The sequence below is a fragment of the Bacillus aerius genome (assembly GCF_029894105.1).
GTDB classification, from domain to species: domain Bacteria; phylum Bacillota; class Bacilli; order Bacillales; family Bacillaceae; genus Bacillus; species Bacillus altitudinis.
This window is the reverse complement of record NZ_JARYHO010000001.1, coordinates 2,354,068-2,378,006: the sequence shown is the minus strand read 5'-3', so window position 1 is coordinate 2,378,006 and position 23,939 is coordinate 2,354,068. Positions and strand designations below refer to the sequence as shown.

General features: G+C 38.2%; 30 protein-coding genes. 19 read left to right on the top strand and 11 right to left on the bottom strand.

Translation table 11 applies throughout. The annotated features are described in order from the left end of the window. The first annotated feature begins 128 nt into the window (after positions 1-128). On the top strand, positions 129-422 hold the full coding sequence (locus tag M2353_RS12310; RefSeq protein ID WP_008342559.1) for a CotD family spore coat protein: 294 nt from the start codon (positions 129-131) through the stop codon (positions 420-422). A gap of 54 nt (positions 423-476) precedes the next feature. Here the strand turns inward: M2353_RS12310 and M2353_RS12305 are convergent, their stop codons facing one another. The 5 genes from M2353_RS12305 to M2353_RS12285 form a co-directional block, all read right to left on the bottom strand. Next, positions 477-1,139, bottom strand: a complete 663-nt coding sequence (locus M2353_RS12305) for an ABC transporter ATP-binding protein (protein ID WP_243824328.1) — start codon at positions 1,137-1,139, stop codon at positions 477-479. Next, positions 1,132-1,677 (bottom strand): hypothetical protein, encoded by a 546-nt coding sequence (locus tag M2353_RS12300; RefSeq protein WP_045034088.1) that lies wholly within the window; start codon positions 1,675-1,677, stop codon positions 1,132-1,134. Before M2353_RS12300 ends, M2353_RS12305 begins: the two co-directional genes overlap by 8 nt. A 21-nt stretch (positions 1,678-1,698) precedes the next feature. Then, on the bottom strand, positions 1,699-2,199 hold the full coding sequence (locus M2353_RS12295; protein WP_024718785.1) for a stage II sporulation protein M: 501 nt from the start codon (positions 2,197-2,199) through the stop codon (positions 1,699-1,701). Position 2,200: 1 nt separating this feature from the next. Continuing rightward, positions 2,201-3,739 carry a hypothetical protein gene (locus M2353_RS12290; RefSeq protein ID WP_284725490.1) on the bottom strand — a complete coding sequence of 513 codons (1,539 nt, stop codon included), beginning with the start codon at positions 3,737-3,739 and terminating at the stop codon, positions 2,201-2,203. Between the two features lie 299 nt (positions 3,740-4,038). Next, entirely contained in the window at positions 4,039-4,365 is a 327-nt protein-coding gene (locus M2353_RS12285) for an uberolysin/carnocyclin family circular bacteriocin (protein ID WP_017358050.1), read from the bottom strand. 287 nt (positions 4,366-4,652) lie between these two features. On the opposite strand from M2353_RS12285, the gene M2353_RS12280 reads away from it, so the two are divergent. From M2353_RS12280 to M2353_RS12260, 5 genes are all read left to right on the top strand, one after another. Continuing rightward, positions 4,653-5,255, top strand: coding sequence for a GNAT family N-acetyltransferase (locus M2353_RS12280; RefSeq protein ID WP_349773989.1), 603 nt, complete (start codon positions 4,653-4,655; stop codon positions 5,253-5,255). Next, the gene (locus M2353_RS12275) at positions 5,209-5,763 is read left to right on the top strand and encodes a delta-aminolevulinic acid dehydratase (protein WP_178930353.1); all 555 of its coding nucleotides are present in this window, start codon (positions 5,209-5,211) and stop codon (positions 5,761-5,763) included. The genes M2353_RS12280 and M2353_RS12275 overlap by 47 nt, the downstream gene beginning before the upstream one ends. A 154-nt stretch (positions 5,764-5,917) precedes the next feature. Further along, positions 5,918-7,330, top strand: coding sequence for a polysaccharide deacetylase family protein (locus M2353_RS12270; protein WP_284725489.1), 1,413 nt, complete (start codon positions 5,918-5,920; stop codon positions 7,328-7,330). Positions 7,331-7,790: 460 nt separating this feature from the next. Beyond that, the gene (locus tag M2353_RS12265) at positions 7,791-8,219 is read left to right on the top strand and encodes an NUDIX hydrolase (RefSeq protein WP_284725488.1); all 429 of its coding nucleotides are present in this window, start codon (positions 7,791-7,793) and stop codon (positions 8,217-8,219) included. 20 nt (positions 8,220-8,239) lie between these two features. Continuing rightward, positions 8,240-8,641: an Imm1 family immunity protein gene (locus M2353_RS12260; RefSeq protein WP_284725487.1), complete on the top strand. Its 402-nt coding sequence runs from the start codon at positions 8,240-8,242 to the stop codon at positions 8,639-8,641. A 680-nt stretch (positions 8,642-9,321) separates the two neighbouring features. Here the strand turns inward: M2353_RS12260 and M2353_RS12255 are convergent. From M2353_RS12255 to sigK, 4 genes are all read right to left on the bottom strand, one after another. Further along, positions 9,322-10,176 (bottom strand): LPO_1073/Vpar_1526 family protein, encoded by an 855-nt coding sequence (locus tag M2353_RS12255; protein ID WP_284725486.1) that lies wholly within the window; start codon positions 10,174-10,176, stop codon positions 9,322-9,324. Then, positions 10,160-10,384 carry a hypothetical protein gene (locus M2353_RS12250; RefSeq protein ID WP_284725485.1) on the bottom strand — a complete coding sequence of 75 codons (225 nt, stop codon included), beginning with the start codon at positions 10,382-10,384 and terminating at the stop codon, positions 10,160-10,162. Before M2353_RS12250 ends, M2353_RS12255 begins: the two co-directional genes overlap by 17 nt. A gap of 596 nt (positions 10,385-10,980) precedes the next feature. Then, positions 10,981-12,132 carry a hypothetical protein gene (locus M2353_RS12245; RefSeq protein ID WP_284725484.1) on the bottom strand — a complete coding sequence of 384 codons (1,152 nt, stop codon included), beginning with the start codon at positions 12,130-12,132 and terminating at the stop codon, positions 10,981-10,983. 482 nt (positions 12,133-12,614) lie between these two features. Further along, positions 12,615-13,343, bottom strand: a complete 729-nt coding sequence (sigK, locus tag M2353_RS12240) for an RNA polymerase sporulation sigma factor SigK (protein ID WP_058014952.1) — start codon at positions 13,341-13,343, stop codon at positions 12,615-12,617. A gap of 231 nt (positions 13,344-13,574) precedes the next feature. Here sigK and M2353_RS12235 point away from each other — a divergent pair, with 231 nt between their 5' ends. The 4 genes from M2353_RS12235 (at position 13,575) to M2353_RS12220 (ending at position 16,630) form a co-directional block, all read left to right on the top strand. Further along, the gene (locus M2353_RS12235) at positions 13,575-14,696 is read left to right on the top strand and encodes a response regulator aspartate phosphatase (RefSeq protein ID WP_284725483.1); all 1,122 of its coding nucleotides are present in this window, start codon (positions 13,575-13,577) and stop codon (positions 14,694-14,696) included. 166 nt (positions 14,697-14,862) lie between these two features. After that, positions 14,863-15,603, top strand: a complete 741-nt coding sequence (locus tag M2353_RS12230; RefSeq protein WP_024718802.1) for a polysaccharide deacetylase family protein — start codon at positions 14,863-14,865, stop codon at positions 15,601-15,603. A 71-nt stretch (positions 15,604-15,674) separates the two neighbouring features. Next, positions 15,675-16,403: an SGNH/GDSL hydrolase family protein gene (locus M2353_RS12225; protein WP_169476094.1), complete on the top strand. Its 729-nt coding sequence runs from the start codon at positions 15,675-15,677 to the stop codon at positions 16,401-16,403. A gap of 77 nt (positions 16,404-16,480) precedes the next feature. Continuing rightward, positions 16,481-16,630, top strand: a complete 150-nt coding sequence (locus M2353_RS12220) for a hypothetical protein (RefSeq protein ID WP_003217499.1) — start codon at positions 16,481-16,483, stop codon at positions 16,628-16,630. Positions 16,631-16,766: 136 nt separating this feature from the next. Here the strand turns inward: M2353_RS12220 and M2353_RS12215 are convergent, their stop codons facing one another. Further along, the gene (locus M2353_RS12215; protein WP_003217327.1) at positions 16,767-16,907 is read right to left on the bottom strand and encodes a sporulation histidine kinase inhibitor Sda; all 141 of its coding nucleotides are present in this window, start codon (positions 16,905-16,907) and stop codon (positions 16,767-16,769) included. Between the two features lie 362 nt (positions 16,908-17,269). On the opposite strand from M2353_RS12215, the gene M2353_RS12210 reads away from it, so the two are divergent. Genes M2353_RS12210 through M2353_RS12175 form a run of 8 tightly spaced genes read left to right on the top strand, consistent with a single transcriptional unit; the run spans position 17,270 to position 22,287 of the window. Next, a complete protein-coding gene (locus M2353_RS12210; protein ID WP_008356191.1) occupies positions 17,270-17,791 on the top strand; it encodes a YqeG family HAD IIIA-type phosphatase in 522 nt (173 codons plus the stop codon). 2 nt (positions 17,792-17,793) lie between these two features. Further along, entirely contained in the window at positions 17,794-18,894 is a 1,101-nt protein-coding gene (yqeH, locus tag M2353_RS12205) for a ribosome biogenesis GTPase YqeH (protein ID WP_284725482.1), read from the top strand. 21 nt (positions 18,895-18,915) lie between these two features. After that, complete coding sequence (aroE, locus tag M2353_RS12200) at positions 18,916-19,758, top strand: shikimate dehydrogenase (RefSeq protein WP_061419622.1); 843 nt, start codon at positions 18,916-18,918, stop codon at positions 19,756-19,758. Beyond that, complete coding sequence (yhbY, locus tag M2353_RS12195; RefSeq protein ID WP_163116348.1) at positions 19,752-20,042, top strand: ribosome assembly RNA-binding protein YhbY; 291 nt, start codon at positions 19,752-19,754, stop codon at positions 20,040-20,042. The genes aroE and yhbY overlap by 7 nt, the downstream gene beginning before the upstream one ends. Positions 20,043-20,055: 13 nt before the next feature. Beyond that, a complete protein-coding gene (locus M2353_RS12190) occupies positions 20,056-20,625 on the top strand; it encodes a nicotinate-nucleotide adenylyltransferase (RefSeq protein WP_135009261.1) in 570 nt (189 codons plus the stop codon). Then, positions 20,615-21,178, top strand: coding sequence for a bis(5'-nucleosyl)-tetraphosphatase (symmetrical) YqeK (gene yqeK / locus M2353_RS12185; RefSeq protein ID WP_284725481.1), 564 nt, complete (start codon positions 20,615-20,617; stop codon positions 21,176-21,178). The genes M2353_RS12190 and yqeK overlap by 11 nt, the downstream gene beginning before the upstream one ends. 12 nt (positions 21,179-21,190) lie before the next feature. Then, positions 21,191-21,547, top strand: coding sequence for a ribosome silencing factor (gene rsfS / locus M2353_RS12180; RefSeq protein WP_008342502.1), 357 nt, complete (start codon positions 21,191-21,193; stop codon positions 21,545-21,547). Continuing rightward, on the top strand, positions 21,544-22,287 hold the full coding sequence (locus M2353_RS12175) for a class I SAM-dependent DNA methyltransferase (RefSeq protein ID WP_135009260.1): 744 nt from the start codon (positions 21,544-21,546) through the stop codon (positions 22,285-22,287). Before rsfS ends, M2353_RS12175 begins: the two co-directional genes overlap by 4 nt. Before the next feature lie 48 nt (positions 22,288-22,335). On the opposite strand, the gene comER is transcribed toward M2353_RS12175, so the two are convergent. Further along, the gene (gene comER, locus M2353_RS12170; RefSeq protein WP_008342498.1) at positions 22,336-23,184 is read right to left on the bottom strand and encodes a late competence protein ComER; all 849 of its coding nucleotides are present in this window, start codon (positions 23,182-23,184) and stop codon (positions 22,336-22,338) included. A gap of 90 nt (positions 23,185-23,274) precedes the next feature. On the opposite strand from comER, the gene M2353_RS12165 reads away from it, so the two are divergent. Continuing rightward, positions 23,275-23,904: a helix-hairpin-helix domain-containing protein gene (locus M2353_RS12165; protein WP_284725480.1), complete on the top strand. Its 630-nt coding sequence runs from the start codon at positions 23,275-23,277 to the stop codon at positions 23,902-23,904. The last annotated feature ends 35 nt before the right edge of the window (positions 23,905-23,939 follow it).

The window sequence follows — 23,939 nt, the reverse complement described above, 5'->3', positions numbered from 1 at the left end:
TAATGTAAAGAAAGAGACTACTAGATCACAAGCGGATTTTTTCAAAAATAGACAAGCATCTAATCACTAATCGTGCCTCTGACATACGATAGAGTGTAAGTGAAAGACAACTTGAAGGGGTGTTGAGAATGAGCCGGAATCGATTAGACAATTTTTTCTTTGGGCCTCGCAGAGGGAATCATGGAGAAGTTGAAACGGTTGTATCCCCTACACGTCAAATTGTCAACACGACAACAAATGAACAAACGATTAGAAAAATTCATCCAACTCATATCACAAACGTCAATAAAAACATCAAAAGAATTGAAAACTACTACCCTGTGACGCAATCTACTCGAAATGAGTATATTGTGGAAGAATATGACTGTGGCAGTGATATCAAGAATCCTTGCTGCCGCCCGGTCAAACGCTGTAAGTGGTAGTTTAATAGTAAAAAAAGAAGTGAGGCATCCTGTGATGGGATGCCTTTTGTATGTTTAACGCTCATTTAGTTGTCCGTGATCAAGCTCGAAAAAACGATTTCCTAATTCTGAATAAAGGTAGCGCTGATGGCTTGTAAATAAAACACATTGATCAGAGAATTCTTCTTTTAATAAAGAAATAGACTGCATTTGAGATGCCTCATCAAGAGATGTAAAAGGTTCATCAAGAATGATTAGCTCTGGTGATCTGGCCGCCATACAATTAAAGAAAAGCTTATATCTCATACCTAGTGAATATTGTTTGACAGGCATCTTAAGTGCATGAGTTAAATCAAATGCATCACAAAGCGAGAGAAAGGTCTTTTTGTATACCTCTTTTTCTGACTGATTCATTTTCCATAGCGACTGTATAAGAGTCATATGCTCGATACCAGTCAGCGCATCATAAACCAAAGGCTTATCTGGGATGTACGCGACCAACCCTTTATAAAGAGCTGACCCAGGATGATGCTGTTCATTGAGTAAAACCGTTTCGGATACTGAAGGAAGCAGACCTGCGATGATCTTTAAAAGTGTCGATTTACCGCTGCCGTTTTTTCCGATAATACAAGCACGATCACCTTCTTTCAGATGAAAGGATACTTGATCAAGGAGGGGAGAGCTTTCTTCAGTTGTTTCATAACGAAAAGATAGCTGAGACACTTGCAAACTAGCCATTGATAAATCCTCCAATAACAAAAACAGTGGTCACCAGCATATACAAGATGACGGTCGCAAGGGCGGCTTTTTTTGACCCTTTAGCATAATAAATGATCCCATCATATAGGATGCGTAAAAGGTACAAGTTGATCAAAAACGAAACCGCTTGGATGAAGATAAAATAATGATCTAAATCGAGTACCATCACACAATAGATTGCTGCGCTATTCACTAATAGAAGAAACGCATTATAAAGCAAGATGACAAAATACATTTTGCGCAAAATAAACGTTTTATGAAAAAAGTACATATAAATTGAAGTCACGACAGTACCGAGAAAATTCAATATGAAATAAAGTGGGATTGTCAGTAAAAAGATAAACACAATGCTGGCTAATTGTTTTCCCGCAGATAATGGTTCCTCTACTAACAAATCAATAATGAAAAATGTTAAAAAAACAGTTGAAACAAATAAAGATAGTAAGACTAAGCCTATAACAGTTTTGGTCGATTGATGTTGGTTGAAAAATTGCTTAGGGCGTAGAAGTAGCTCCATAGAACCACATTCTCCTTTCTTCTAAGATAGATGTACATGGCTGACATATTCCTCTAAAAGAGAGGCAATCAACAAGAGCACTACAGCGGCAAAGATTAACTGAATCACAGTCCGAGTCAGCTTTCTTACATCAATGGCCTTACCTTTCATAAACCGGTAAAGATAAATAAATGGAAAAGCACTGACGATTGAAAATAGGATCAAACCAAGAACCTCAACAAAAGCATGTGGCATGAGGCCAGTGAATAACTGCTGCACTTCATGCTGAGCTATCAAAAACTGAATGAGTTTTCCAATGATATAGCCATTATAAAAAAGAATGCCAGCAGACATAATGCCGCCAGTAAAAGCCCCGATACCTAGAATGGCAAGCCCAACCTGTAAATTGTTTGAAAAAATAGAGAGAAAAAACATGTCTTCATCCTTTTTTAAATAAGGAATCTGATCATAAGGAAGGAGACTTCCAATGAGCAAAGCTACAATAAATACACTGGCATAAAGATAGCCGAGGCGTAGAATCAATCTATTCTCCGATAGAAAATATCTTATTTTTTTCAACATACTCAATTCCTTTATAAATGGTCTTGCGGCATAATATCCAGCAAATCACTGAAACGATCACAAAATATATAGCGAACAGCACGTTTACGAGCCCTGAGGATTGCTGCAATATAGGGAGAAAAGAGGTCAAAATCAAATAGTACATAAAAGGCAGAACAAGAAAGTTTCTTGCAAATGCCTGACCTTTATCGATGATCTCTAGTTCCTCATTTGTTGTCCCTATTTCATGCTCATGAATAAAATTGAGTTTCGTTGTGAATGGAAACAAGTAAAGCTGAATCAAAGGAAAAATGAAAAAGCCAACCCCTAATACCACCAGTTGAATGAGCATCTGAACATGAAACAGTTGATACACAGTCATAATAGATAGATTAATGAATAGTAAAAAGAGCGCTGGTATGGAAAATAAACAATAAAATAACTGGATTTTTGATAAGAAAAATTGCAAAAGAGATATTTGAGAAAGCTCGTAAAGCCAAATGTTCTTTTTTTCAGCACTTAAAGCAAAAATAGAAGGTGTCAGCATTCTCATCTCATAAGATTGATTCGCTAGTATCATAATATTGAGTGTGAATAGCAGCTGAATTTGCAAGGCTTGATGATCGATGATCGAGATCAATCCGGTAAAAACACCAATATAAAAGAAGGCTTCATATGACATGAACATATAATTAAAAAATTCTTTAGATAAGAGCCACCTTTTTTCTTTCAGCAGCTTGATGTCTTTTTGGATCAACACATTTTGTCTAAACAGCGAACCCTGAATTTTATGCAGTACTTGAAAGTACCAATAAAATAAATCCCGAAAATGCTTTGAGCTTTGGTCTTGATCTTTTTCCGTTGGAATCCATCGAACAGGACTTCTCATGACAAGCGCACTACCTAATAGCACAACAATCAATGTAATAGGTGAATGGAACAGAGCTTGAAATTGTAGAAAAACAGAGCCATCTGAAAATAAAGCATGATGCATTTGCTGAAGATCATGTTGATATAAAGAGATCAGCTTGTTTGAAAGAGTGATCCAAAACGAATCCTCTGCAAGCGATGAGATCGATTGAAATAGTTGCCGGAAGGTGTGATAAAAAGGGAAAATGATGTTTAATATGAGAACCCTTCCGAAAAAGAAAAAAAGCAAAGCGATGCTTGCAAAAAAGAGGACACGAATAGCCCCGATTTTTTTCACGACGATGTTATAGATATAAGCACCGAATATCTTATTGCTGATGATAAATAGGAAGATACTTGTCAGCATCACATTGACATGTTTTAACCAGAATGCCAGATCGTGTGTTTGAACAATATCATATTGGAACAAAAAATAGATCAAATAAGTGCTCAAACTCGTAAACACAAGCCAAATCAATTCTGAAAACAGAAGCGTTTGAAAAAGTTGTCTAGAGGAAACAGGTGCTAGCTGTATCAATTCTTTAAAAGGAAGAAGATGAGTTCTTCTATAAGATTCAATTCCTTTGACGATAGAAAATAGAAATAAAAACATCACAAAAGCACTTTCCCATTCTATTTGATAGACGGGGGAGTAAAGAAATGAAGATATAACGAATACAATCATGCATCCGAATATGATATCAAGAATACAAGAAAAAAATATGTACTGTTTTGAAGAAAACGACTTGAGAAATGGAATTTTTCGTATAACGAACTGAGCGATATTAGAATACTGTTGCTCCAGTCTAATGGATAGAAGTAGTGATAATAATGGATATAACATCTTCTCACCTGCACTAAAATTTAAATAGAAGGAGAACAGAGTCTCCTTCTATTGAGTCGTTAAATAAATTACCAAGCGATAACGGCTTTACGGCCTTTTTTCTTAATTTCGTTTTTAAGGTATTGACGAATTGTCTCTTTACCAGCCGCAGCAATAAGAGAAAGACCGCCTGAACCTACAGCAGTTAAAATGGAGACAATTGTAGTGACAGCTCCACCCGCTTCAACCACATTAAGAACTACAGCGGCAACACTGCCTGGAATACCAAATTCTTTTGCTAGATCAGCAACTGGCAGTACTTGTAGCGAGAAGGAAAAAAGAGCTAGCATAAGGAATCCTACTGCTAAAGCACCAAAAAGAACATGTAGTTTGATTTCATTTCTTGTTTCTGTCATATCAAATTCCTCCCTTTTTTGTCTTTTTATTACTATTCTATCTTATGATATGTTTTTGTTCATATCAATCCTTTTTTTTCTTTTTTTTATGAATTAGTTATAGGTTAATATAAAAAAAGTGAAAAGATAAGTGAGAAAAGAATCGTTTTGGATAGGAAATATCGAGTGAACATGATCAAAATGACCTTGTTTTCACAAAAACGAAAGAGAGCCTAAAAGTCTATAAGAAATGTGCTATATGTAAATGAACCAATATTCTTTGATCAAAAGCGCCTTTCAAGATAAAATTGGAAGTATCAATTCATTCTGATGGAGGCGATTTTCTGAATATTCGATTGTTAACACCAGAAGATGCTCAAGAATATGCGAACTTGAGATTAGAAGCACTCCGATTAAATCCAGAGAGTTTTGCTATGAGTTACGAGGAAGAGAAGCTAGATACGAAGAATAAATATAAGGCTCGTTTTGCCTCTACACAATCTATGTGGACATTCGGCGCCTTTCATCAAGGTCAGCTGGTCGGCTCGGTTACACTCATACAAGAAACCTTGCAGAAATTAAAGCACCGTGCCAATGTGGCAGCGATGTATGTAAAGGCTAATGGCCGTGGAAAAGGAATTGGGAAAGCGCTCCTGACAAAAGTTCTTTCTTTTGCGCGCGAAAGAAAAGATATCGAACAACTGTATTTAACAGTGGTCACAACAAACGACTCAGCCAAACATCTTTACAAGTCTGTTGGATTTAAGTCGTATGTGGTAGAGGAAAAAGCACTAAAAATAAATGGTGCTTATGTAGATGAGGAAAAAATGGTGCTATGTTTATCATCGTTTGGAGGGGATATAAATGAGCCAGCCAGTCATGCGCATCACATTGGCAGCCGGACCAAATAGTGAGCTGGAATCGTTTGCGCTTCGTGCATCACTTGAAAACTTTGGCGCAAAAGTCGATATGCATTGGATAGGCAGACCGAATGACCTGATTGATGTATTATCCGGGAGGAATAGAGGCGAGACGGATTTCATTCTTTTATCCTTTCACGGAGAAGAAGGAGCGTTTCTCATGCCGGAGTTAGGAGAAGATGTATACGAAGAGGGTGAGCCGAGAGGTGCTACTTTTGATGCGGATGACATAAAGCGGTATGCTTCGTTAAATGGAGTCCACATTATATGTACAGGCTGTACACTAGGTGAAAAAAAGGTGGCAGAAGCTTTTTTAGAAACAGGAGCGATATCCTATACAGCGCCCGATGACTACATCGATGGAAATGCGTCATTTATTTTTGTTCTCACCATGCTGTATGAGCTGGTGAACAACTCAAAAACAGTCAGAGCAGCTTTTGACCAGGCACGCTCTATTGATGAAGAAACAAAGTTATTCCAACTGTATATGCAAAAATAAGGGCTGAGCGATCAAGCCCTTTTTATATGTCTCTTGTGAAATATGTTGAAAATGTGACAAATGTGTTTTTTGCAAACTAAAAAGGGGCTGAGAAAAGTCTATCCTACAAACACACGCCATCCAGACATGACGGCATCACGAGAGGAGAATCATTGTGTCAATCAAAGGGAAGATCAGCCTCGTCCTATGTGGACTTGCAATCGTCATCGGAATCGCTGCGTTTTATCATAACCAGCAGGCAAGCGGGACAGAGAGAAAAAAAGTAGAACAAGATGCGAGCTACAAACAAGTTGAAATTGTCACACTTGTGAATGACGGGAAATTCATGAGATATGCTGTCAACTATCCGCTGTTTCATCAAGAAAAACTAGATCAGGAGATCAAAAGATTTGCAGAGACCGCGTTAGAAAGGTTTAAAACATCGTTTAGTCAAGCGAGTGATGTCAATGAAGAGAAACGATACGAACTAAACATCGATTATGAGATCATTCATTATGCCAAGCAAACAGTCGCAATCAAATTCAATACATATGAAGTGAAGGGCGGAAAGCAAGGCGTCAATCAAACGAAGGTGATGAACTTTGATTTCAAGAAACAGACATTTTTATCAATCAACGATATTTTTCTATCAAAGAAGGACAATCTTCAAAAATTATCTCATATGACTTTTGAGGAATTAAAAAAAGATCGAACGCTAGCTGAAAATCAGCCGCTGCTCAAACAGGGAACGTCTCCTGCGGCGAAGAACTATCAGTATTTTGCCATCAAGGATCGCTATATCGAATTCTACTTTCCAAGAGGACAAATCGCTCCAAATCATCAAGGCCCTCAAGTGTTAGCGATTAAGAAAACACTGCTGAAAGGAATATTAAAACCTGAATATATGAAGAAAGAAATGAACAAAAACGAGAAAAAAGAACCGATTCCAACAAGAAAGATTGTGAAACTGCCGAAAACATCCACATTTCATCCGAATCAAAAAGCCATTGCACTCACATTTGATGATGGGCCCAATCCATCAACGACCTCAAAAATTTTAACAGCATTAAAAGAGAACAAAGGACATGCCACATTTTTTGTATTAGGCAGCAGGGTTCAGTATTATCCCGATATGCTAGGTGAAATTAGAAAGGGTGGAAATGAAATTGGAAACCATTCCTATAACCACCCTTTGCTCACAAGACTTCCTTTAAAACAAGCGGTCAAACAAGTAGAAGACACGCAGCAAATCATTGAAAAAGCGAGCGGGTTCACACCGACTCATTTTAGGCCACCATATGGCGGGACAAACGGGCAAATCAACGAAGCTCTTCACATGAAAGTGACCCTTTGGGATGTGGATCCTGAAGACTGGAAATATCGAAACAGCCAATACGTCGCGAACTACATTCTAACTCATGCATCTAGCGGTGAAACGATCTTAATGCACGACATCTATGACACCTCAGCCAACGCAGCCGTCACGATTATCAAAGAACTCACCAAACAGGGATATCAATTATTGACGGTGTCTGAGCTTGAGCAGTGGAAGGAAGCGCGTGAGAAGAGAAGTGAGTCGAATAGGTAATACCCCTTTTGGTGTGAATCTTAGCGGATTCGCATCTTTTTTTAGGCAGGTCATGAAAATAAAGGGAAAATCTGTTATGGTGAATATGAAGGGGGACTTCAAGTGGTATTGATAAGATTTATAAGTCTCGTTATGCTGACAGTGGTTGGTTTGGCTTTTGTCATAAACAATGTACCTAGTTTGATGCTGCCCATCTATATACTTTCAATGATCGGGCTTATGTTCTGTCTCGGTCATATTGCGCTCCATTATCTACAGCGGATCAGATATTTGTTATACGATGAGAAACAATTGAAAGAGAATCAAATAAACAAACCTCCCGCTAAATGAAGGAGGTTTTTTACTTGTCTGTTTTTCAATGATTTTCTCGTTTGACTCCTTGAATTGTCTCAAAAGAGAGACGATGTTCCTCGTAAATCTGATTTGGACATATTTTCGACAATGGGTGAGGAGGATTCAGTTGAAGAGAGTAGACGTGGTGTCAGCTTTGATTTATGACATGGATGAACATATTCTCATGGTGAAAAATGTGAAAGATTATTGGGAGTTTCCCGGTGGTGCAGTGGAAAAAGGAGAACATCTGCAGCAAGCTGTGATCCGTGAGGTGAGAGAAGAAACAGGATATGTGATCAAAGTAAATGAACTTCATTCTGTTAGAGAAATACTTTTTCAAGATAACATGCATCACGCACTTATTTTTACGTTTTTTGCGGAAATCATTGGGGGAGAGATGAACATTTTAGATCCTGATCATGATATTGAAGAAGTAAAATGGGTAAGCACCCAAGATGCTGAAAAATTAAATCCACAGTTATTCAGCATGCTAAAATTAAATAAACAGACGCGTGCATTTTACACATTTGAAGGAAAGAGAACAAGGGATCAATAAATGAATAAGGAGAAAATGGAATGTTTTTGTATTATGGACCAACCGGTGCTCCAGTGGAAAATCCAGGAGAAGAATGGATGAAAGAAATCTTCTTCCATAAGGGTGAAGACTATTGGAAACAAGGGAATGGAGAATCTTCTATTGAAGTGGATGAAGATTGGGAAACGGAAAGTCTTGTTTTCTTTTATCATGAACCTTATGGCTTTTTTCTCATGAGATATCCAGATTTTTTGGTTCCTTTTAAAAAAGTAGAGAAGATAGAAACGATCAAGCATGTGGTTGCAGGAACTCCATTGCATGTGCCATCGTGCAGCTTCATCAATAGGGAGCAAGCTTATCAAATTGTTCATCTTTTTTTGTCAACAAAAACGGTTCCTGATCATGTTGAATGGGTCGAGTTAAGGGGAATTGATTTTCCTTAAAGGGTGTACAGATGAAAGGTTACATAGTTAAGATGATACTATGCATTTCCATGTAGGGTATGATGAACATGGTTTTGATTATAAAGGCGTGTTTTTTCTGAGATATCCCCGACAAACTTTATAAGTACTGTGCCGTTGTCTTGTTGGTGTATAAATTTTCGTTGATTTCGGTTGAACAGGTACCTTTCGACTTATTTCCAAAATTGAAGCACATACAATGTCTTTCTTGTTCATTTGTAAGTGCCTCATTAGAAATGTACATAATAAAACTTTAGCTTAAGCAGAGGAGTATTTTAAGAGATGATTGCTAAAAAAGGAAAAGTATAATTTGTTATAGATTAGTGCTTTTTTCTCGATAAGCAATCAACTTCTCGTAATAACTGTCCGATTCTTCTTTGAATGGTTTGTTCGAATATTTTGTTGAAGAACTGATTCGTTTTGTTCTAAATTTACCTCCGTCAAACTTGAAGAGCATTGTATTGGAGAACGCTATCAATTTTCATTTCTTTTTGGAAATAGAACGATTCAAGATCAACATTTTGTTCTTTGGCTACTAATTGTGTTTCTATCGAAAGAATAAGTAATGGGACTTTAATACGCTTATTCATCGATACAAGTCTTTTTTTCTCTAAATATAACATGCTTTTTTTATTGGATAGGAATTACTCATTGTAAATAATTTAATTAAGCCAATTATCTAAATCAGGATTTATGTTTGTTAGTCTACAAATGTTTGAATGTGCTATAGTAATTCCCACACTGGTCAATTCAAAATTCTTCATTGAGGTAGTATTCCAGTGGTTAGCTAAATCAGCCACTTTATGAGATAACTTTCCTACAGTTTCTATAACTTCTTCTTTTGTTTGAAATAAGTTTGGATAAGATAGGTGAAATACTTCTTCAAAAGATATTTCTCCTAAAGATACAGTTCCACAACCGGCATATTGAAGATGCAGATAGTTTGAATTTATTTGCAATTCTTCTATCTCTAGAGGTAGAGGTTCGTAGAATTGTTTAAGGAATTTCTGTAATTTCAATAAATTGTCTGCTTGATTGTAATGCACTCTTCGACAAAGGAATACCCAAGTGAGGATATTGACTTGGGTACTATTCAATTTTGGTAATACTGAGATGGATTCATTCAAAAGTATTTGTTTCAAATTTCTATCAGATTCCTTTACACGTGCAACTAATAAGTCTGTCAACATTTCCGCAAGATCTTTATCACCGTTTCGGGCGTATTCTTTTTGGACGTTATAGATTTGGTATTGGACATCCGGGTCTCTAAAAGATTCAAAAACTTTATCTTCAATTTTTTCTAATTTAACCATAAGATCATCTAGAACTTCATTTGCTCTCTGCTTCGCTACTTCACCAGCTTCAGCAGACAACTCATGAAAATTCTTTACAAAGACATCTTGGGCTATTTCCTTGGCATCGCTATAGGTAATACCATGATAGTGAACGTTTTCTCCTTGTAGATTTACTGAATTTTGTCCCCCGTTCTGCTTATATTTATTATTGTTGTTTAGCATTTTTTTTCTCCTTTTTTTGGCTAGTATGACAGTTTACATTATTACCCTGTATATTGGTTGAATTATCGCCTGAATTTTGTATATATGTACTACCTTTATCTGTGGAATCTGCTCTTCTATCAAAAATCAATTTGCCTATGCCACTTAAAATAACAACTCCAATCCCACTAAAAATCCATTCTTTATTATGATTAATCCAATGGATCATTTAAGTTCCTCACTTTCGTCTAATAATAGTCTTTTGTATACAGTAATTCGTTTTTGTAATATAAAAATTAAATATATTATATCATCTATGATAGAATGTTTTTCTTTAAAATTAATAAGGAGGAAAAGAAATGATGAAACATAAATTTGTGAGTACTGTTCGTTTATCTTTAACTCCAAATGAAATTGATTCGTTTGTTGACTAGATAAAACACTTAGTAAATTTATTTCAGAAAGAATTAGCTTCTTATGAAGGATAGAGTAAAATGTGTGGCTGCAGGATTGAAAGAAAAATATAGAGATCACCATATAGATGAAGTAAGGCAAAGCAGTAGGGGATTTCTAACAATTATGTGTAATTTCTCATTTGTAAGTATTTATACATACCTTGAAAGTGAAATTGCACATCTTTGTGTTTTGGACAAAAGAGTCTATTTCTGATTTTAAGACGTCAAATAATGAAATTTTGTTACTTTACATATCCTTACCGCTGGGAGCATGTAAGGATACGTCCTTTTTGTGTTTTTGAATGCACATAAATGTATGAGGATTTCATTATTAATGTCAAAAGAGGGGGCTATAAAAATGAAACAATGTCTATTGTACTGGTTCAGTTCTATATTTTTCATCCTTAATCCGTATTAATTGAGCTTCTCTTGTTGAGATGTATAGAATTTCGTTCTTATCAATAACCAATATTCCTTCTATCGGTTTTTCCGAATATGAAGAATGTATTAGTTCATATTTTAACGAAGTATCTGGTGTTACAGTTCGCATGAGCTTACCTATTTCTTTAGAAATTAAAGGAATAATTACAACGAATAATAATGTTAAGATAGTTAGTAAAGGTACCATAATAGATGTTTTTTTCTTCAAATACATAATAAAATTATTAATTTCTAATTTGTTTGTTTGAGCATAATTTTGAGTTGGATTTACAATTTCACTTTCGAGCCAAAACCGAGGATATATTTTAGCGTAAGAGTAACTAAATATAATTGTTGTTAGAATTAAAATTAAGAGATTAACTTTATTAGGAACACTGATGTTTAAGGAATCTTGATTATATATGAATATACTATTTGTAAGTACAATAATGGGTAAAATTTTTATGAAACGAATAAAAAATTTTTTGTTAGAAAAAAATTTTGTACTAAAGAGAAAGAGGAGAAAGAAAACTGTGAAAATGAAGAATTCTTCTTTGAAAAAATATTTAATTAAATAATTGATTATAAACCCATATAATAAAGCTGAAACAATAGACAGGAACATCTCTCTCATAGCTATTTTTATAAGAATAGCTATCATTATAGTTAAAAATGCTGGGAAAATCCAAAATAATGAAAGATACAATAAATTTGTTGGAGTAATTGCACCTGTAAAAATTATAGTTAGCAAAATATTGAGAAATAACCAAAGGATAATAAAGATAAACAAATCTTTTATTTGTTTTGATTTCAGCAACTTAATTATATGGAAAATATAGAATAAAGAGAGTATCCCTATAGAGCTTACTATTAGAACTGAATAAAAAGGAAAGGGGACTATAACCGTAACGATTTCTAACCATGTGTTGGTGTGTTCTAATTCACCACTAAAATAATAGCCATATAAAAATGCATAGCCGACTGAATAAATAAACAAGCTGCCACTAGTTAAGAGTAAAGAGGCAAATGAAGTTATTTTTAAGATGGAAACTACAACCAAAAATAAGTCTGAATTCATTAATTTATCTGGTAATCTTAACATGAGTTTCTCCTTTATCATTTAATTCACCCCTTGAAGAGTAGACTTCTTATAGGAGATTTAAATTTTTGTGTATGAAACTATGCGAGTATATCCAATAAATTATTTTAATGGATTTTAAGTGAATTTTGTTAATTTCGACAAAAAAAGACAAAAATTCTATTAATCGATTTTTAATTATTAGTTGTTTTAGTTGAATTACATCCATGTTATTAATAAATAATTGTATTAAAATAATTAGCCATTTTTTCAATGTATCATAATCAGGCTTATAATCTCTAAAATTTAGCTGATATAGAGTTTTAGATACAGTTTGTTATCAAGCTTATCAAGCGTATAAACGAGAAAATAAATTAGATATTTAATTGGCAATTGATTAGAAACTATTCTTATAACCAAATTCAGATGGAAAGAAAATAAAAAACAGACCTCATATGGTCTGTTTTTTATCCACTAACATGAAGGGTTCTTTTACAAAATTCAAATCACTTCCCCTTCTCCCGTTTCCGCTTCTCCTTCTCTGCCCGGTAAAACTCATGAAACATCTTCATCAGCGCTCGCTTCTCAATCCGGGATACATAGCTCCGCGATATCCCGAGCTCTTTGGCTATTTCCCGCTGTGTTTTTTCTTTCTTTAAGTCCAAACCGAACCGGCCGACGATCACTTCTTTTTCCCGGCCGTCGAGAATGTCGATATATTCTTTTACTTTTTCAAGCTCCATGTTGAGCTGAATGGTATCAATCACGTCCTCATTTTCTGATTTTAAGACGTCAATTAATGAAATTTCGTTGCCTTCTTTATCCTGACCGATGGGGTCATGCAGAGAGACGTCTTTTTTTGTTTTTTTGAGTGCGCGTAAATGCATCAGGATTTCGTTCTCGATACACCGCGCCGCATATGTCGCCAGCTTTGTTCCTTTTCCAGAGGAATAGCTTTCGATGGCTTTAATGAGTCCGATCGTCCCGATGGAGATGAGGTCTTCAGCGTCTTCCCCGGTATTTTCAAATTTCTTGACAATATGGGCGACGAGCCGAAGGTTATGTTCAATCAGCATGTTTCTTGCGTGTTCATCGCCCTCTGCCATAAGGGCTAAGTATTTTTTCTCATCATCTCCCGAAAGGGGTTGTGGAAAGGCATTGTTTTTGACATAGGACACTAAAAACACCAATTCTTTGACCATCAATCCCATCGCTGTAAATACTCCTGCCACGATTTTCACCTCCACCATGTTTAGGCCGTTGCCTATATCCTCAAATGTATGTGAAGGAAGGATTGTCTGTGTCTGTACGATGAAAAAATCATCTTATTTGAAAGAAACGTGCTTGTGTGCGTATGTTTTTGCTGCACCTCTCATATGTTTGCGGTTTCTTTGCGGTGCTTGGCGGTCTAGAAGCGTGCTAAAATATGTAATATTAGACCGAAAAGGAAGGGGTTTTTTCGGAACATGGGGAAGGTTCTTTCTTCACATGTCGGTATGAAAATTAATGAATGGTATCGAATGATACGGCAGTTCAGTGTTCCAGATGCGGAAATCTTGAAAGCGGAAGTAGAAGCGGAAATTGAACGTATGGAAGAGGACCAGCATTTACTGATTTATTATCAGCTCATGTGTTTTCGGCACCAAATTATGCTCGACTATATACACCCTTCAAAATATCAACCTTTCTCAGTATCTAACCTTGTCGATAAAATCGAAAATTCCAATCATGAGTTATCTGATATGCTGCATTATTACCATGCATTTTTTCGTGGCATGCATGAGTTTAGTCAAAAAGAATATTTGGAGGCCGTCAAATATTATCGCATGGCAGAAAAACAGCTGTCTATGGTATTTGATGATATTGAGCAGGCCGAGTTTCATTTTAAAGTAGCAGAAGCCTACTATATAATGAAACAAACGCATGTCTCCATGCACCATATTTTAAAAGCGCTTGAAATATACGATCAGCATGATGCATATTCCATTCGCATTATTCAGTGCCTCTTTGTCATCTCGGGAAATTATCAAGATTTAAAACGTAAAGATCGAGCACTGCCTCACTTGAAAAAGGCGAAACAACTCGCATCCGAAATTGATCACCCGCGCATCTATAGCTCAGCACTCTATAATTTAGGGAAATGTTACGGGGAGTTAGGTTATCGAGAAGAAGCAGAACGATATTTAACCGAATCGGCTGACCTCGCCAAAAAAGAGCTGCTTCCCACGCTCCCTCATACACTTTATACACTGGCCAAGCTGCTTTTTAGACAAAATGAGCAGACTGAAGCAAGGCGCATATTAGAGGATGGGAAATTGGCCGCAAAGGAGCATGAAGACCAGCTGTTCTGTCATATGTTTGAGTATCTGGATGCTTTATATGTTCAGGAAATCAATGAAGAACAACTGCAAAAAACCATTGATTATTTGGAAAAACTTAGCCTATACTCTTATATAGAGGATATCTCACTAGAAATTGCGACAGCCTTAGAAACCTCTCAACAATACCAGAAGTCCAACCAGTATTATCAAAAATTGCTATGGGCTCAAAATCAAATCCAAGAAGGAGAGTGTCTGTATGAATTCTAAGCAACGTTCGACAGTTGAAGAGAGAAACCAAACGTGAGACAAAAAGCGGGCCTGATGGGCCGGCTTTTTTTATGTGAAAAAGAAGCGTAGACGTTCACGAAACTTGAATGAATTCATCAGAAAGCGGGCAATTTAATGTGTAATGATGTTCTGTGGAGGCGGTCTGATGAAAGGGTTGCATATCTTGTTATGTATATTGGTAATATGCGCTTTTGTTCCTGGTAACATAGAGGCGCGTACATTAAAAAGAATCGACCTAGAAAAAACGGGACGAGCCTTTTGGGACATGAGAGAGGAACGGAAAAAGATTGCGTTAACCTTTGATGATGGACCTCATCCGGTATACACAAATCAAATACTAGATGTACTGAGAGAGCATGAAGTGAATGCCAGCTTTTTTGTCATCGGAAGCCGTATTCATGCATATCCCCTGCTCGCAGAGCGGATTGTGAGCGAAGGAAATGAGCTTGGCAATCACACGATGAACCATACGTATTTTGACCTTTTGTCATCGAAAGAAATCAAGCAAGAATTAAAAGAATCAGCGGCTCATATCGCTTCTCTCCAGCCTGGCGGACCCTTATTATTTCGTCCCCCGGGCGGGCGCTTGACGATGAAGTCATTCCGCATTCTTTCAAAGCAAGGATACGATGTCGTGATGTGGTCCTTTACGCAAGATCCGAAGGACTGGTCTAGGCCAGGTGCACACAAAATTGCCAGCCGTATTATTGAGAATATTCAGGGCGGTGATATCATCCTTTTACATGATGGCGGAGGAAATCGTAAGCAGACAGTAGAAGCGCTGAAGCAAGTCGTACCTGAACTAAAGAAAAGGGGCTATGAGTTTGTGAAAGTGAGCGAACTGGTGCACCATAACAGAGATTATCTGCCGGTTCAATTACAATAAGAAACAGTCATTCATTGAAACCAAAAGTCTTGTCGTTTACTATATGAAGAGGGCTTTTGGAGGTGAATGTTGTGAAGAAATTTGTTTTCCTTTTCATCCTGTTATGTGTTGCTGCTGGGTGCTCAAAACCAGTTCAGGAAAGTGTGATTGCATTTGGTGACAGTAACACAAGAGGATCGAACTGGGATTTTCGAGATTATCCAACATCTGAAAAATGGGTGAATCTCATGAAAAACGTCGAGCGCGGCCAAATCAAGGTACAGAATGCCGGAATTGGCGGGCAGACAACAGAAGATGCGAAGCTGCGCTTTGAGCAGGATATTTTAAAACAAAAACCAACTTACGTCCTCATCATGTTCGGTACAAATGATGCGGCGATTCTAGACGGGAAACATCCCCGTGTGACCAAAAAACGATTTAAAGAAAACTTATCCTACTTCATTTCTGAAAGTAGGAAAGAGGGAATTACCCCGATCCTCATGACGTGCGTGCCTGTGGTGGAAGGAGGCAAAAAGGGCTTGTATTATTATTCAAGATATAAGTCATCTTATTTTGCTGAGAGAGGCGGGGCGAGAGCTTGGCAAAACTCATACAATGACATCACAAGACAAGTAGCTGAAAAACAGCAAGTGCCGCTTGTCGACAATTGGAAAGCGTTCATCCGAGAAGCAGGTGAAGATAGTGACAACGCCTTGATTCAGTCTGGCCTCATTGACCCTTCTGGCAATCATATGACACCAAAAGGGGCAAGAATCATTTATAACGAAATCAAAGAGCGTGATGTCATTAAACATTTTTAAATGCAGGCATCTGCCTAAACAAGACGATCCATCTTGCATATTCTAACAGTATATCTTCCTAGAAGGAGGTAACTGATATGTGGGGATGTCCTTATCCTTACCCTGCGTGTTCGCCTTATCCAGCTCAAGGAGCAGGAATCGGTTACGCTTTTCTTGTTGTGTTCCTTGTCGTCATTTTGGTCGTAGGTGGAGGGTTATGGTTTTGGAATGAACAGCCTTGCAAATAAGACACCTCTTCTTTGATCAGAAGGGGTGTTTTTTACGGAAAATAGTAGTAAGCCTATAGCGCAAGTGATATAATATCAGTCACCTGAGTTTAAAAAAGGAGAGTGCTCGGGAGGCATGGTTCCTGGATATATGGAATTAAGAGGAAACAGAGAGCATATGCCCGAGCGAACGTCTTTTCATTTCTGTCTCAATTAATTCAATGAAGTCGCGATTTAAGTTCATTTCATTTGCTTTATAATACGATTCTATAAGTAAATCATCTGACAGCTTTTTCATACTAGAAACCCATATGATGGGAAAAACACCTCCCCTGAAAAAGTTGGCATAAAACTTGAGGAAAAGACATATCATCATAGGTTGATCGAATGTCTTTGAAGTACCTTTAATCTACCATGAATGGGAAACAAGAACAATCGTTCTGTTATCCACATGGTTAAGTGGATAACTTGTGGGTAGAGTGTTTATAATTGAATGAAAGCGTGATGAAATATAGGTGGATAATGTGTGTAAAATTATCCACACCTGTTGAAGGTCCTCATCATATGTCGAAAACTTTTTCATTGTATTCGATAGACAGACAAATTGTGATTTGATTCGACACAATCGCTGAAAAACCAATGGAAGAAAGGGTGCAAATTGTGCTAAAGAAGTATTTCTTACCGGATGAATTTGTGAAAAGTATTTTCCACATTTCGCCGCAAAAACTAAAAGAACGAAATGTAAAAGGAATTATTACGGATTTAGATAACACACTAGTAGAATGGGATCGTCCAAGTGCGACCCCGCGTTTAATTGAATGGTTTCAAGAGATGAAAGATCACGGGATACAGGTGACGATTGTATCGAACAATAATGAAAAAAGGGTCAAGCTTTTTTCTGAGCCGGTTCATATCCCGTTTATTTATAAAGCGAGAAAACCGATGGGAAGAGCCTTTAATAAGGCCGTCGCTGATATGCAATTGAAGAAAGAAGATGTGGTTGTCATTGGCGATCAGCTTATGACAGATGTGCTTGGCGGAAACAGGCATGGCTTCCATACCATTTTGGTTGTACCTGTTGCGGCATCGGACGGATTTTTCACGAAGTTTAACAGGCAGATTGAACGCAGAATTTTAGGAGCCTTAAAGCGTAAGGGCCACATTCAGTGGGAGGAAGAGTAATAATGGAAAAGGTTGTTTGTATTGGCTGCGGTGTAGCCATTCAGACGGAAGATAAAGATCAATTAGGATATGCGCCGGCAGCATCTCTATTGAAAGAAGATGTGATCTGTCAGCGCTGTTTTAGGTTAAAGAACTACAATGAAATTCAGGATGTATCTTTAACAGAAGACGACTTTTTAAATATTTTACACAGCATTGGCGAGACTGATTCTCTGATCGTCAAGGTCGTTGATATTTTTGACTTTAACGGAAGCTGGATTAATGGACTGAGCCGTATTGTTGGTGGTAATCCCATTTTACTTGTCGGCAACAAGGTAGATATTTTACCGAAATCCGTGAAAAAAGACCGTCTTGTTCAATGGATGAAGCGGGAAGCAAAAGAAAATGGGCTCAATCCGATTGATGTGTTTTTAATCAGTGCGAGCAGAGGACAAGGTGTGCCTGAGGTTATGGAGGCCATTGATCATTACCGTGAGGGCAGAAATGTCTATGTTGTCGGCTGTACAAATGTTGGGAAATCAACATTTATTAACCGCATTATCAAAGAGGTGTCTGGAGAAGAGAATGTGATCACCACATCCCAATACCCAGGGACAACACTTGATGCGATTGAAATCCCGCTTGATGATGGGTCTGCTTTATTCGATACACCGGGGATCATCAACCGCCATCAAATGGCGCACTATGTCGGCAAAAATGACTTAAAGATTTTAACGCCGAAAAAAGAATTGAAACCGAGAACGTTCCAGTTAAATGAAGCTCAAACGCTTTACTTTGGCGGACTGGCTCGATTTGATTATGTAAAAGGCGGCAGAACATCCTTTGTTTGCTACATGCCAAATGAACTCAACATTCACAGGACAAAGATGGAGAATGCAGATGACTTATATGAAAAGCATGCAGGTGAACTGCTTTCACCGCCACCAAAAGAGGGAATGGAAGATTTCCCGCCGCTCGTTCCGCACACTTTCACCATCGATCAGCCAAAAATGGACATTGTCTTTTCAGGATTAGGCTGGGTGACGGCAAATGATGCTGGGAAACAAATCAAAGTGTATGCGCCAAAAGGTGTGCACGTGTTTATGAGACGTTCATTAATTTAAATGTTCAGAGGGGGAGAGACCTTGAAACCTTTATACGGAGTAATCGGTAACCCTGTTGGCCATTCAATGTCTCCAGATATTCATAATGCAGCATTAAAGGATGCTGGAATTGATGGACATTATCATGGCTTTCAAGTAGAAGAAAACGACCTGAAAGATGCCATTAACGGTATGAAAGCCTTAGGAATCAGCGGCTTTAACGTCACTGTTCCGCACAAGGTAGACATCATGCAGTACCTTGACAAAATTGATGTGACAGCTGAACGTCTGCGTGCCGTCAATACAGTTCGCCTCGAAAATGGTCAACTCGTTGGGTACAATACAGATGGAGAGGGTTTTCTTCATTCATTGCTTGAAGCGTTGGATCAGCCGTTATCAGAGCTGTCATTTCTCCTGCTTGGTGCTGGTGGAGCAGCAAGAGCGATTTACACGACAATTGCTGAGTATGCACCGAAACAATTTGATATCGCCAACCGCACCATTGAAAAAGCTGAGGCTTTAATTGAAAGTGCCGATGGGAAAATCACATCTCGTGCCATTGCATTAAATACAGCAGAAGAGGGGCTTGGGGAATATGATGTCATCATCCATACGACCTCAATTGGTATGTATCCGAATGTTGAAGAAACCCCAATTTCTTTAGCGAACGCAAAAAAAACAGCGGTCGTTTGTGATATTGTGTATAATCCAATAGAAACAAAGCTGCTAAGCGAAGCAGCCGGGTTAGGTTTGAAAACAGTCGATGGCGTCGGCATGTTTGTTGGTCAGGCGGTAAGAGCCTTTGAACTGTGGACGGGCATTACACCTGACGCCCGAAAAATGAAGTCAATTGTCATAGAGAAATTAGGAGGAACACCATGTTAAAAGGTAAGCAAAAACGTTTTTTACGTGCGCAAGCACATCATTTATCACCTATTTTTCAAGTTGGAAAAGGCGGGGTAAATGACAATATGGTCAAGCAAATTTCCGAGGCGCTTGAAGCAAGAGAACTTTTGAAAATCAGCGTATTGCAAAACTGCGACGAGGACAAAACAGAGGTTGCAAAAGCACTTGTAAAAGGTGCAAAAGCTGAACTCGTTCAAACGATCGGAAATGTGATTGTCCTTTATAAGGAATCAAAGGAAAATAAACAAATTAAGCTGCCGTAAAGGTGGATATGATATGAAAAAAATAGGATTGTTCGGCGGTACGTTTGATCCCCCGCATAATGGGCATTTGCTGATGGCAAGTGAGGTGCGTTTCCAAGTAGGGCTTGATGAAATTTGGTTTATCCCAAATCACCAGCCCCCTCATAAAACGGGCCGAAAACGAGCAGAGAGTCATCACCGCGTAAAAATGGTGGAAAAAGCGATTCAGACAAATCCTCATTTTCGAGTTGAGCTTATTGAAATGGAGCGGGAGGGCCCATCTTATACAGTAGATACGGTTGAGCTGTTAAAGAAGCGCCATCCTGAAGATGAGTTCTTTTTTATGATTGGAGCGGACATGGTCGAGTATTTGCCGAAATGGCACAGAATCGATGATTTGCTTCAGATGATCACCTTTATTGGGATGAAAAGACCAGGTTATGAAGGAAATACGGCGTATCCTCTTTTGTTTGCAGATGTTCCGGCTTTTGATGTATCATCGACATTGATTAGGCAGCGAATGAAGCAGGGGCAACCTGTTGATTATTTGATTCCGAAAGCGGTTGAGTGTTATATAAAGGAGCATCATTTATATGAATCGTGAAGAAGCTTTAAACTGTGTCAAACAGCAGTTAACAGAGCATAGATATACACATACATTTGGGGTAATGGAGACGGCCATTTCATTAGCTGAACGTTTTGGTGCAGATGTGAAAAAAGCAGAGGTCGCGGCTATTTTCCACGATTATGCTAAATTTAGACCGAAAGAAGAAATGAAGTGCATCATCCAGCAAGAACAGATGAATCCTCTATTGCTTAAATATTCACCTGAGCTTTGGCATGCCCCAGTTGGTGCCTATTTGGTCAAAAAAGAAGTTGGAATTGACGACCAAGATATTTTAACAGCCATTGAATTCCATACATCCGGCAGACCGAACATGACATTGCTTGAAAAAGTTATTTATGTCGCCGACTATATAGAGCCAGGACGCCATTTTCCTGGTGTGGAGGAAGTAAGAGAGTTAGCAGAGCAGGATTTGGACCTTGCCTTGATTCAATCTTTAAAAAACACCGTCAGCTTTTTAATGAAAAAGAATCAGCCAGTTTTCCCAGATACACTTGCTACTTATAACTCACTTGTGCAAAAGAACAACTAAGGAGGAATTTTGATGGATGCATCATCAATTTTAAACATCGCAGCAGGAGCGTGCGATGATAAACGGGCAGAGGACATTATCGCCCTGAATATGCAAGGGATCTCACTTGTTGCAGATTATTTTCTCATTTGTCACGGGAATTCTGACAAACAAGTACAGGCCATTGCAAGAGAAGTGAAACACCTTGCAGAAGAAGGCGGCATCGAAGTTAAAAAGATGGAAGGCTTTGACGAAGCAAGATGGGTCTTGATTGATTTAGGAGATGTCATTGCTCATGTGTTCCACAAAGAGGAAAGAGGATACTATAACTTAGAGAAGCTTTGGGGAGATGCGCCGAGAGAAACGCTTTCGCTTGGCATTAACTCATGATTTATCAAGGGTTTGCAGGTGTGTATGATGAGCTCATGACACATGCCCCTTATGATGAATGGGTTCAGTGGATACAGCGGTATATCAAGCCGAATAGTGCGATTATCGATGTAGGTTGTGGAACTGGAGAAATCTCTCTTCGGTTAGCTGCAAAAGGTCACATGGTCACAGGAATTGACCTAAGTGAAGAGATGCTGGCATTTGCGCAGCAAAAAGCACAGGCTCATAAGCAGTCTATTCAATTTTTACATCAAGATATGAGAGAGCTTGAGGGGTTTGAACAAACTTTTCAAGCAGCGGTTATTTGTTGTGATTCTTTGAATTATCTAAAAAACGAAAATGACGTCAAAAAAACCTTTAAAAACATGTTTCAGCTTTTAGAGACAGGTGGGGTTTTATTGTTTGATGTTCATACCCCTTATAAAATGGAAGAGGTATTTCCTGGCTCTACTTATGCCGATCAAGATGAAGAAATCAGCTACATTTGGCAGAGTGATAAAGGAGATCATCCATATTCGATCATTCATGATTTAAGCTTCTTTGTAAAAGACGGAGACGTGTATGAACGTTATGATGAAACGCACGAACAACGTACATTTCCTTTTGAGACATATGCAGCGTTCCTTGAGTCCGCTGGCTTTGAACAGATTGAAGTGACCGCTGATTTTACAAATGAAGCACCTCAAGAATGTGCAGAAAGATATTTTATTTCAGCGAAGAAACCAAAAACCATCGTTTAATGGACGATGGTTTTTTTAAAACCCTTTTTTCGCTTGTTGCGAACATGTTTAATTTCTGAGATCATCAGTAAACACACTCGGTGGGTATTGATGCGCAACCGCTTCTACATCCTCATCGAACTTGTCATGAGTGTTCTGAAAAAGCTGATGGAACATATCTTGAACACCTGCTTCAAGTGCTTTAATGCCCTCGCCGGTGACGCCGCCTTTTACACACACCTTCTCTTGCAGTGTCGGCAGGGTATACACCCTTTTTTCAATCAAACGGCCAAGTCCTACAAGCATATCTTCTGATAAGGTGGTGGCTTCTTCTTTTGAAATATCCGTTTCTTCAACAGCGGCTTCAATCATTTTCTGAACAAGAAAGCTAATAAAGGCAGGACCGCAGCTGACAATATCTGAGGCTGCCCGTGTGATTGAATGATGAATTTCTATTGGTGTTGAAATGCGGGAAGCGAGTTGTCTGAGCGCTGCTTTTGTCGTGACATTGCATGATGAACCAAATGTTAAAAGTGATGCGCCTGATAATGCGCGGTTGGTGATGCTTGGGATCAGTCTGGCTGTTTGACAAGGAACAATGTCTTGAAGCTGTTCAGGATGAACCGGACTTGTAATGATGACAATGGTTTGCTGTTCTTTTAAAAGTGGGCTCAGCTCTTTTAAAAGCGGATAAATATCAAGTGGTTTGACACAAACAAAGATGAAATCTTTATCTGTTACAGCTCCTGAAAGCTGTTTCGTCACTTCGACCTCTGGGTGATTCTTTTTTATATTGAACGCTTTTTCGATGGTCCGATTTGTAATGGTGATGGATGAGGGATTGACTGCTTTTGATTCAATAAATGCCTCAGTAAGTATGGTACCCATGTTTCCTGTACCGATTAACCCTATATTCAAACGTTCTCCCTCCTTAGACGCATAGGATCTGTTATCTTCTAAACAGTATGTGAAGCAGCGTGAAAATATGATTGAAAGAAGCGTGAACAAGTGAAGCAGCTCATTTCGTTGAAAAAATACAGACTTTATCTGATAGCGGGCATCATCATCCTCCTCATCATCTGTTTCTGTTTTTTAGTAGGAAAAGAGAAAGGCAGCGCCGAGCCAAGTGAATTGAAAGAACAACATGAAACGCGGGTCACATTAGAAGAAAAACAAGAGAGTGCAGAAAAAGAGCCAACATCCATCGTAGTAGAGGTCAAAGGAGCTGTACGGAAGCCTGGCGTTTATGCATTTATGGCTGAGGACAGAGTTGAAGAAGCGATTAAAAGAGCAGGTGGTTTTACGAGCAAGGCAGATACAGTTGACATCAATCAAGCAGCAAAATTAGAGGACAGTATGATGATTTATGTACAAAAGAAGGGGGAAGGTGACAAGCAGGGACAAACAGCAGCGGCTAATACGCCGCCGGGAAATGAACAGAGTCAAGGGGTGAATGTCAATCAAGCTGATGCAGCGGATTTGCAGACCATTAACGGAATAGGCCCAGCCAAAGCGGAAGCCATCATTGCGTATAGAGAAGAACATGGAGAATTTCAGCAAATTGAAGATTTGCGGAATATTTCGGGTTTTGGAGAGAAGACCATTGAACGACTAAAAAATCAACTGACGGTTAAGTAGAATTGACGGTATAGAAGAAAGGCATGTACACTTAA

Coding starts and splice junctions, on each gene's coding strand:
- M2353_RS12250 (WP_284725485.1), bottom strand. CDS start 10,384: ATGATCCATTGGATTAATCATAATAAAGAATGGATTTTTAGTGGGATT.
- yqeH (WP_284725482.1), top strand. CDS start 17,794: ATGGAAAAGGTTGTTTGTATTGGCTGCGGTGTAGCCATTCAGACGGAA.
- M2353_RS12220 (WP_003217499.1), top strand. CDS start 16,481: ATGTGGGGATGTCCTTATCCTTACCCTGCGTGTTCGCCTTATCCAGCT.
- rsfS (WP_008342502.1), top strand. CDS start 21,191: ATGGATGCATCATCAATTTTAAACATCGCAGCAGGAGCGTGCGATGAT.
- M2353_RS12310 (WP_008342559.1), top strand. CDS start 129: ATGAGCCGGAATCGATTAGACAATTTTTTCTTTGGGCCTCGCAGAGGG.
- M2353_RS12290 (WP_284725490.1), bottom strand. CDS start 3,739: ATGTTTTTATTTCTATTTTCTATCGTCAAAGGAATTGAATCTTATAGA.
- M2353_RS12175 (WP_135009260.1), top strand. CDS start 21,544: ATGATTTATCAAGGGTTTGCAGGTGTGTATGATGAGCTCATGACACAT.
- M2353_RS12190 (WP_135009261.1), top strand. CDS start 20,056: ATGAAAAAAATAGGATTGTTCGGCGGTACGTTTGATCCCCCGCATAAT.
- M2353_RS12300 (WP_045034088.1), bottom strand. CDS start 1,677: ATGGAGCTACTTCTACGCCCTAAGCAATTTTTCAACCAACATCAATCG.
- M2353_RS12235 (WP_284725483.1), top strand. CDS start 13,575: ATGGGGAAGGTTCTTTCTTCACATGTCGGTATGAAAATTAATGAATGG.
- M2353_RS12260 (WP_284725487.1), top strand. CDS start 8,240: ATGTTTTTGTATTATGGACCAACCGGTGCTCCAGTGGAAAATCCAGGA.
- M2353_RS12215 (WP_003217327.1), bottom strand. CDS start 16,907: ATGAAAAAGCTGTCAGATGATTTACTTATAGAATCGTATTATAAAGCA.
- M2353_RS12285 (WP_017358050.1), bottom strand. CDS start 4,365: ATGACAGAAACAAGAAATGAAATCAAACTACATGTTCTTTTTGGTGCT.
- M2353_RS12255 (WP_284725486.1), bottom strand. CDS start 10,176: ATGCTAAACAACAATAATAAATATAAGCAGAACGGGGGACAAAATTCA.
- yqeK (WP_284725481.1), top strand. CDS start 20,615: ATGAATCGTGAAGAAGCTTTAAACTGTGTCAAACAGCAGTTAACAGAG.
- M2353_RS12245 (WP_284725484.1), bottom strand. CDS start 12,132: ATGTTAAGATTACCAGATAAATTAATGAATTCAGACTTATTTTTGGTT.
- yhbY (WP_163116348.1), top strand. CDS start 19,752: ATGTTAAAAGGTAAGCAAAAACGTTTTTTACGTGCGCAAGCACATCAT.
- M2353_RS12275 (WP_178930353.1), top strand. CDS start 5,209: ATGAGCCAGCCAGTCATGCGCATCACATTGGCAGCCGGACCAAATAGT.
- M2353_RS12230 (WP_024718802.1), top strand. CDS start 14,863: ATGAAAGGGTTGCATATCTTGTTATGTATATTGGTAATATGCGCTTTT.
- M2353_RS12305 (WP_243824328.1), bottom strand. CDS start 1,139: ATGGCTAGTTTGCAAGTGTCTCAGCTATCTTTTCGTTATGAAACAACT.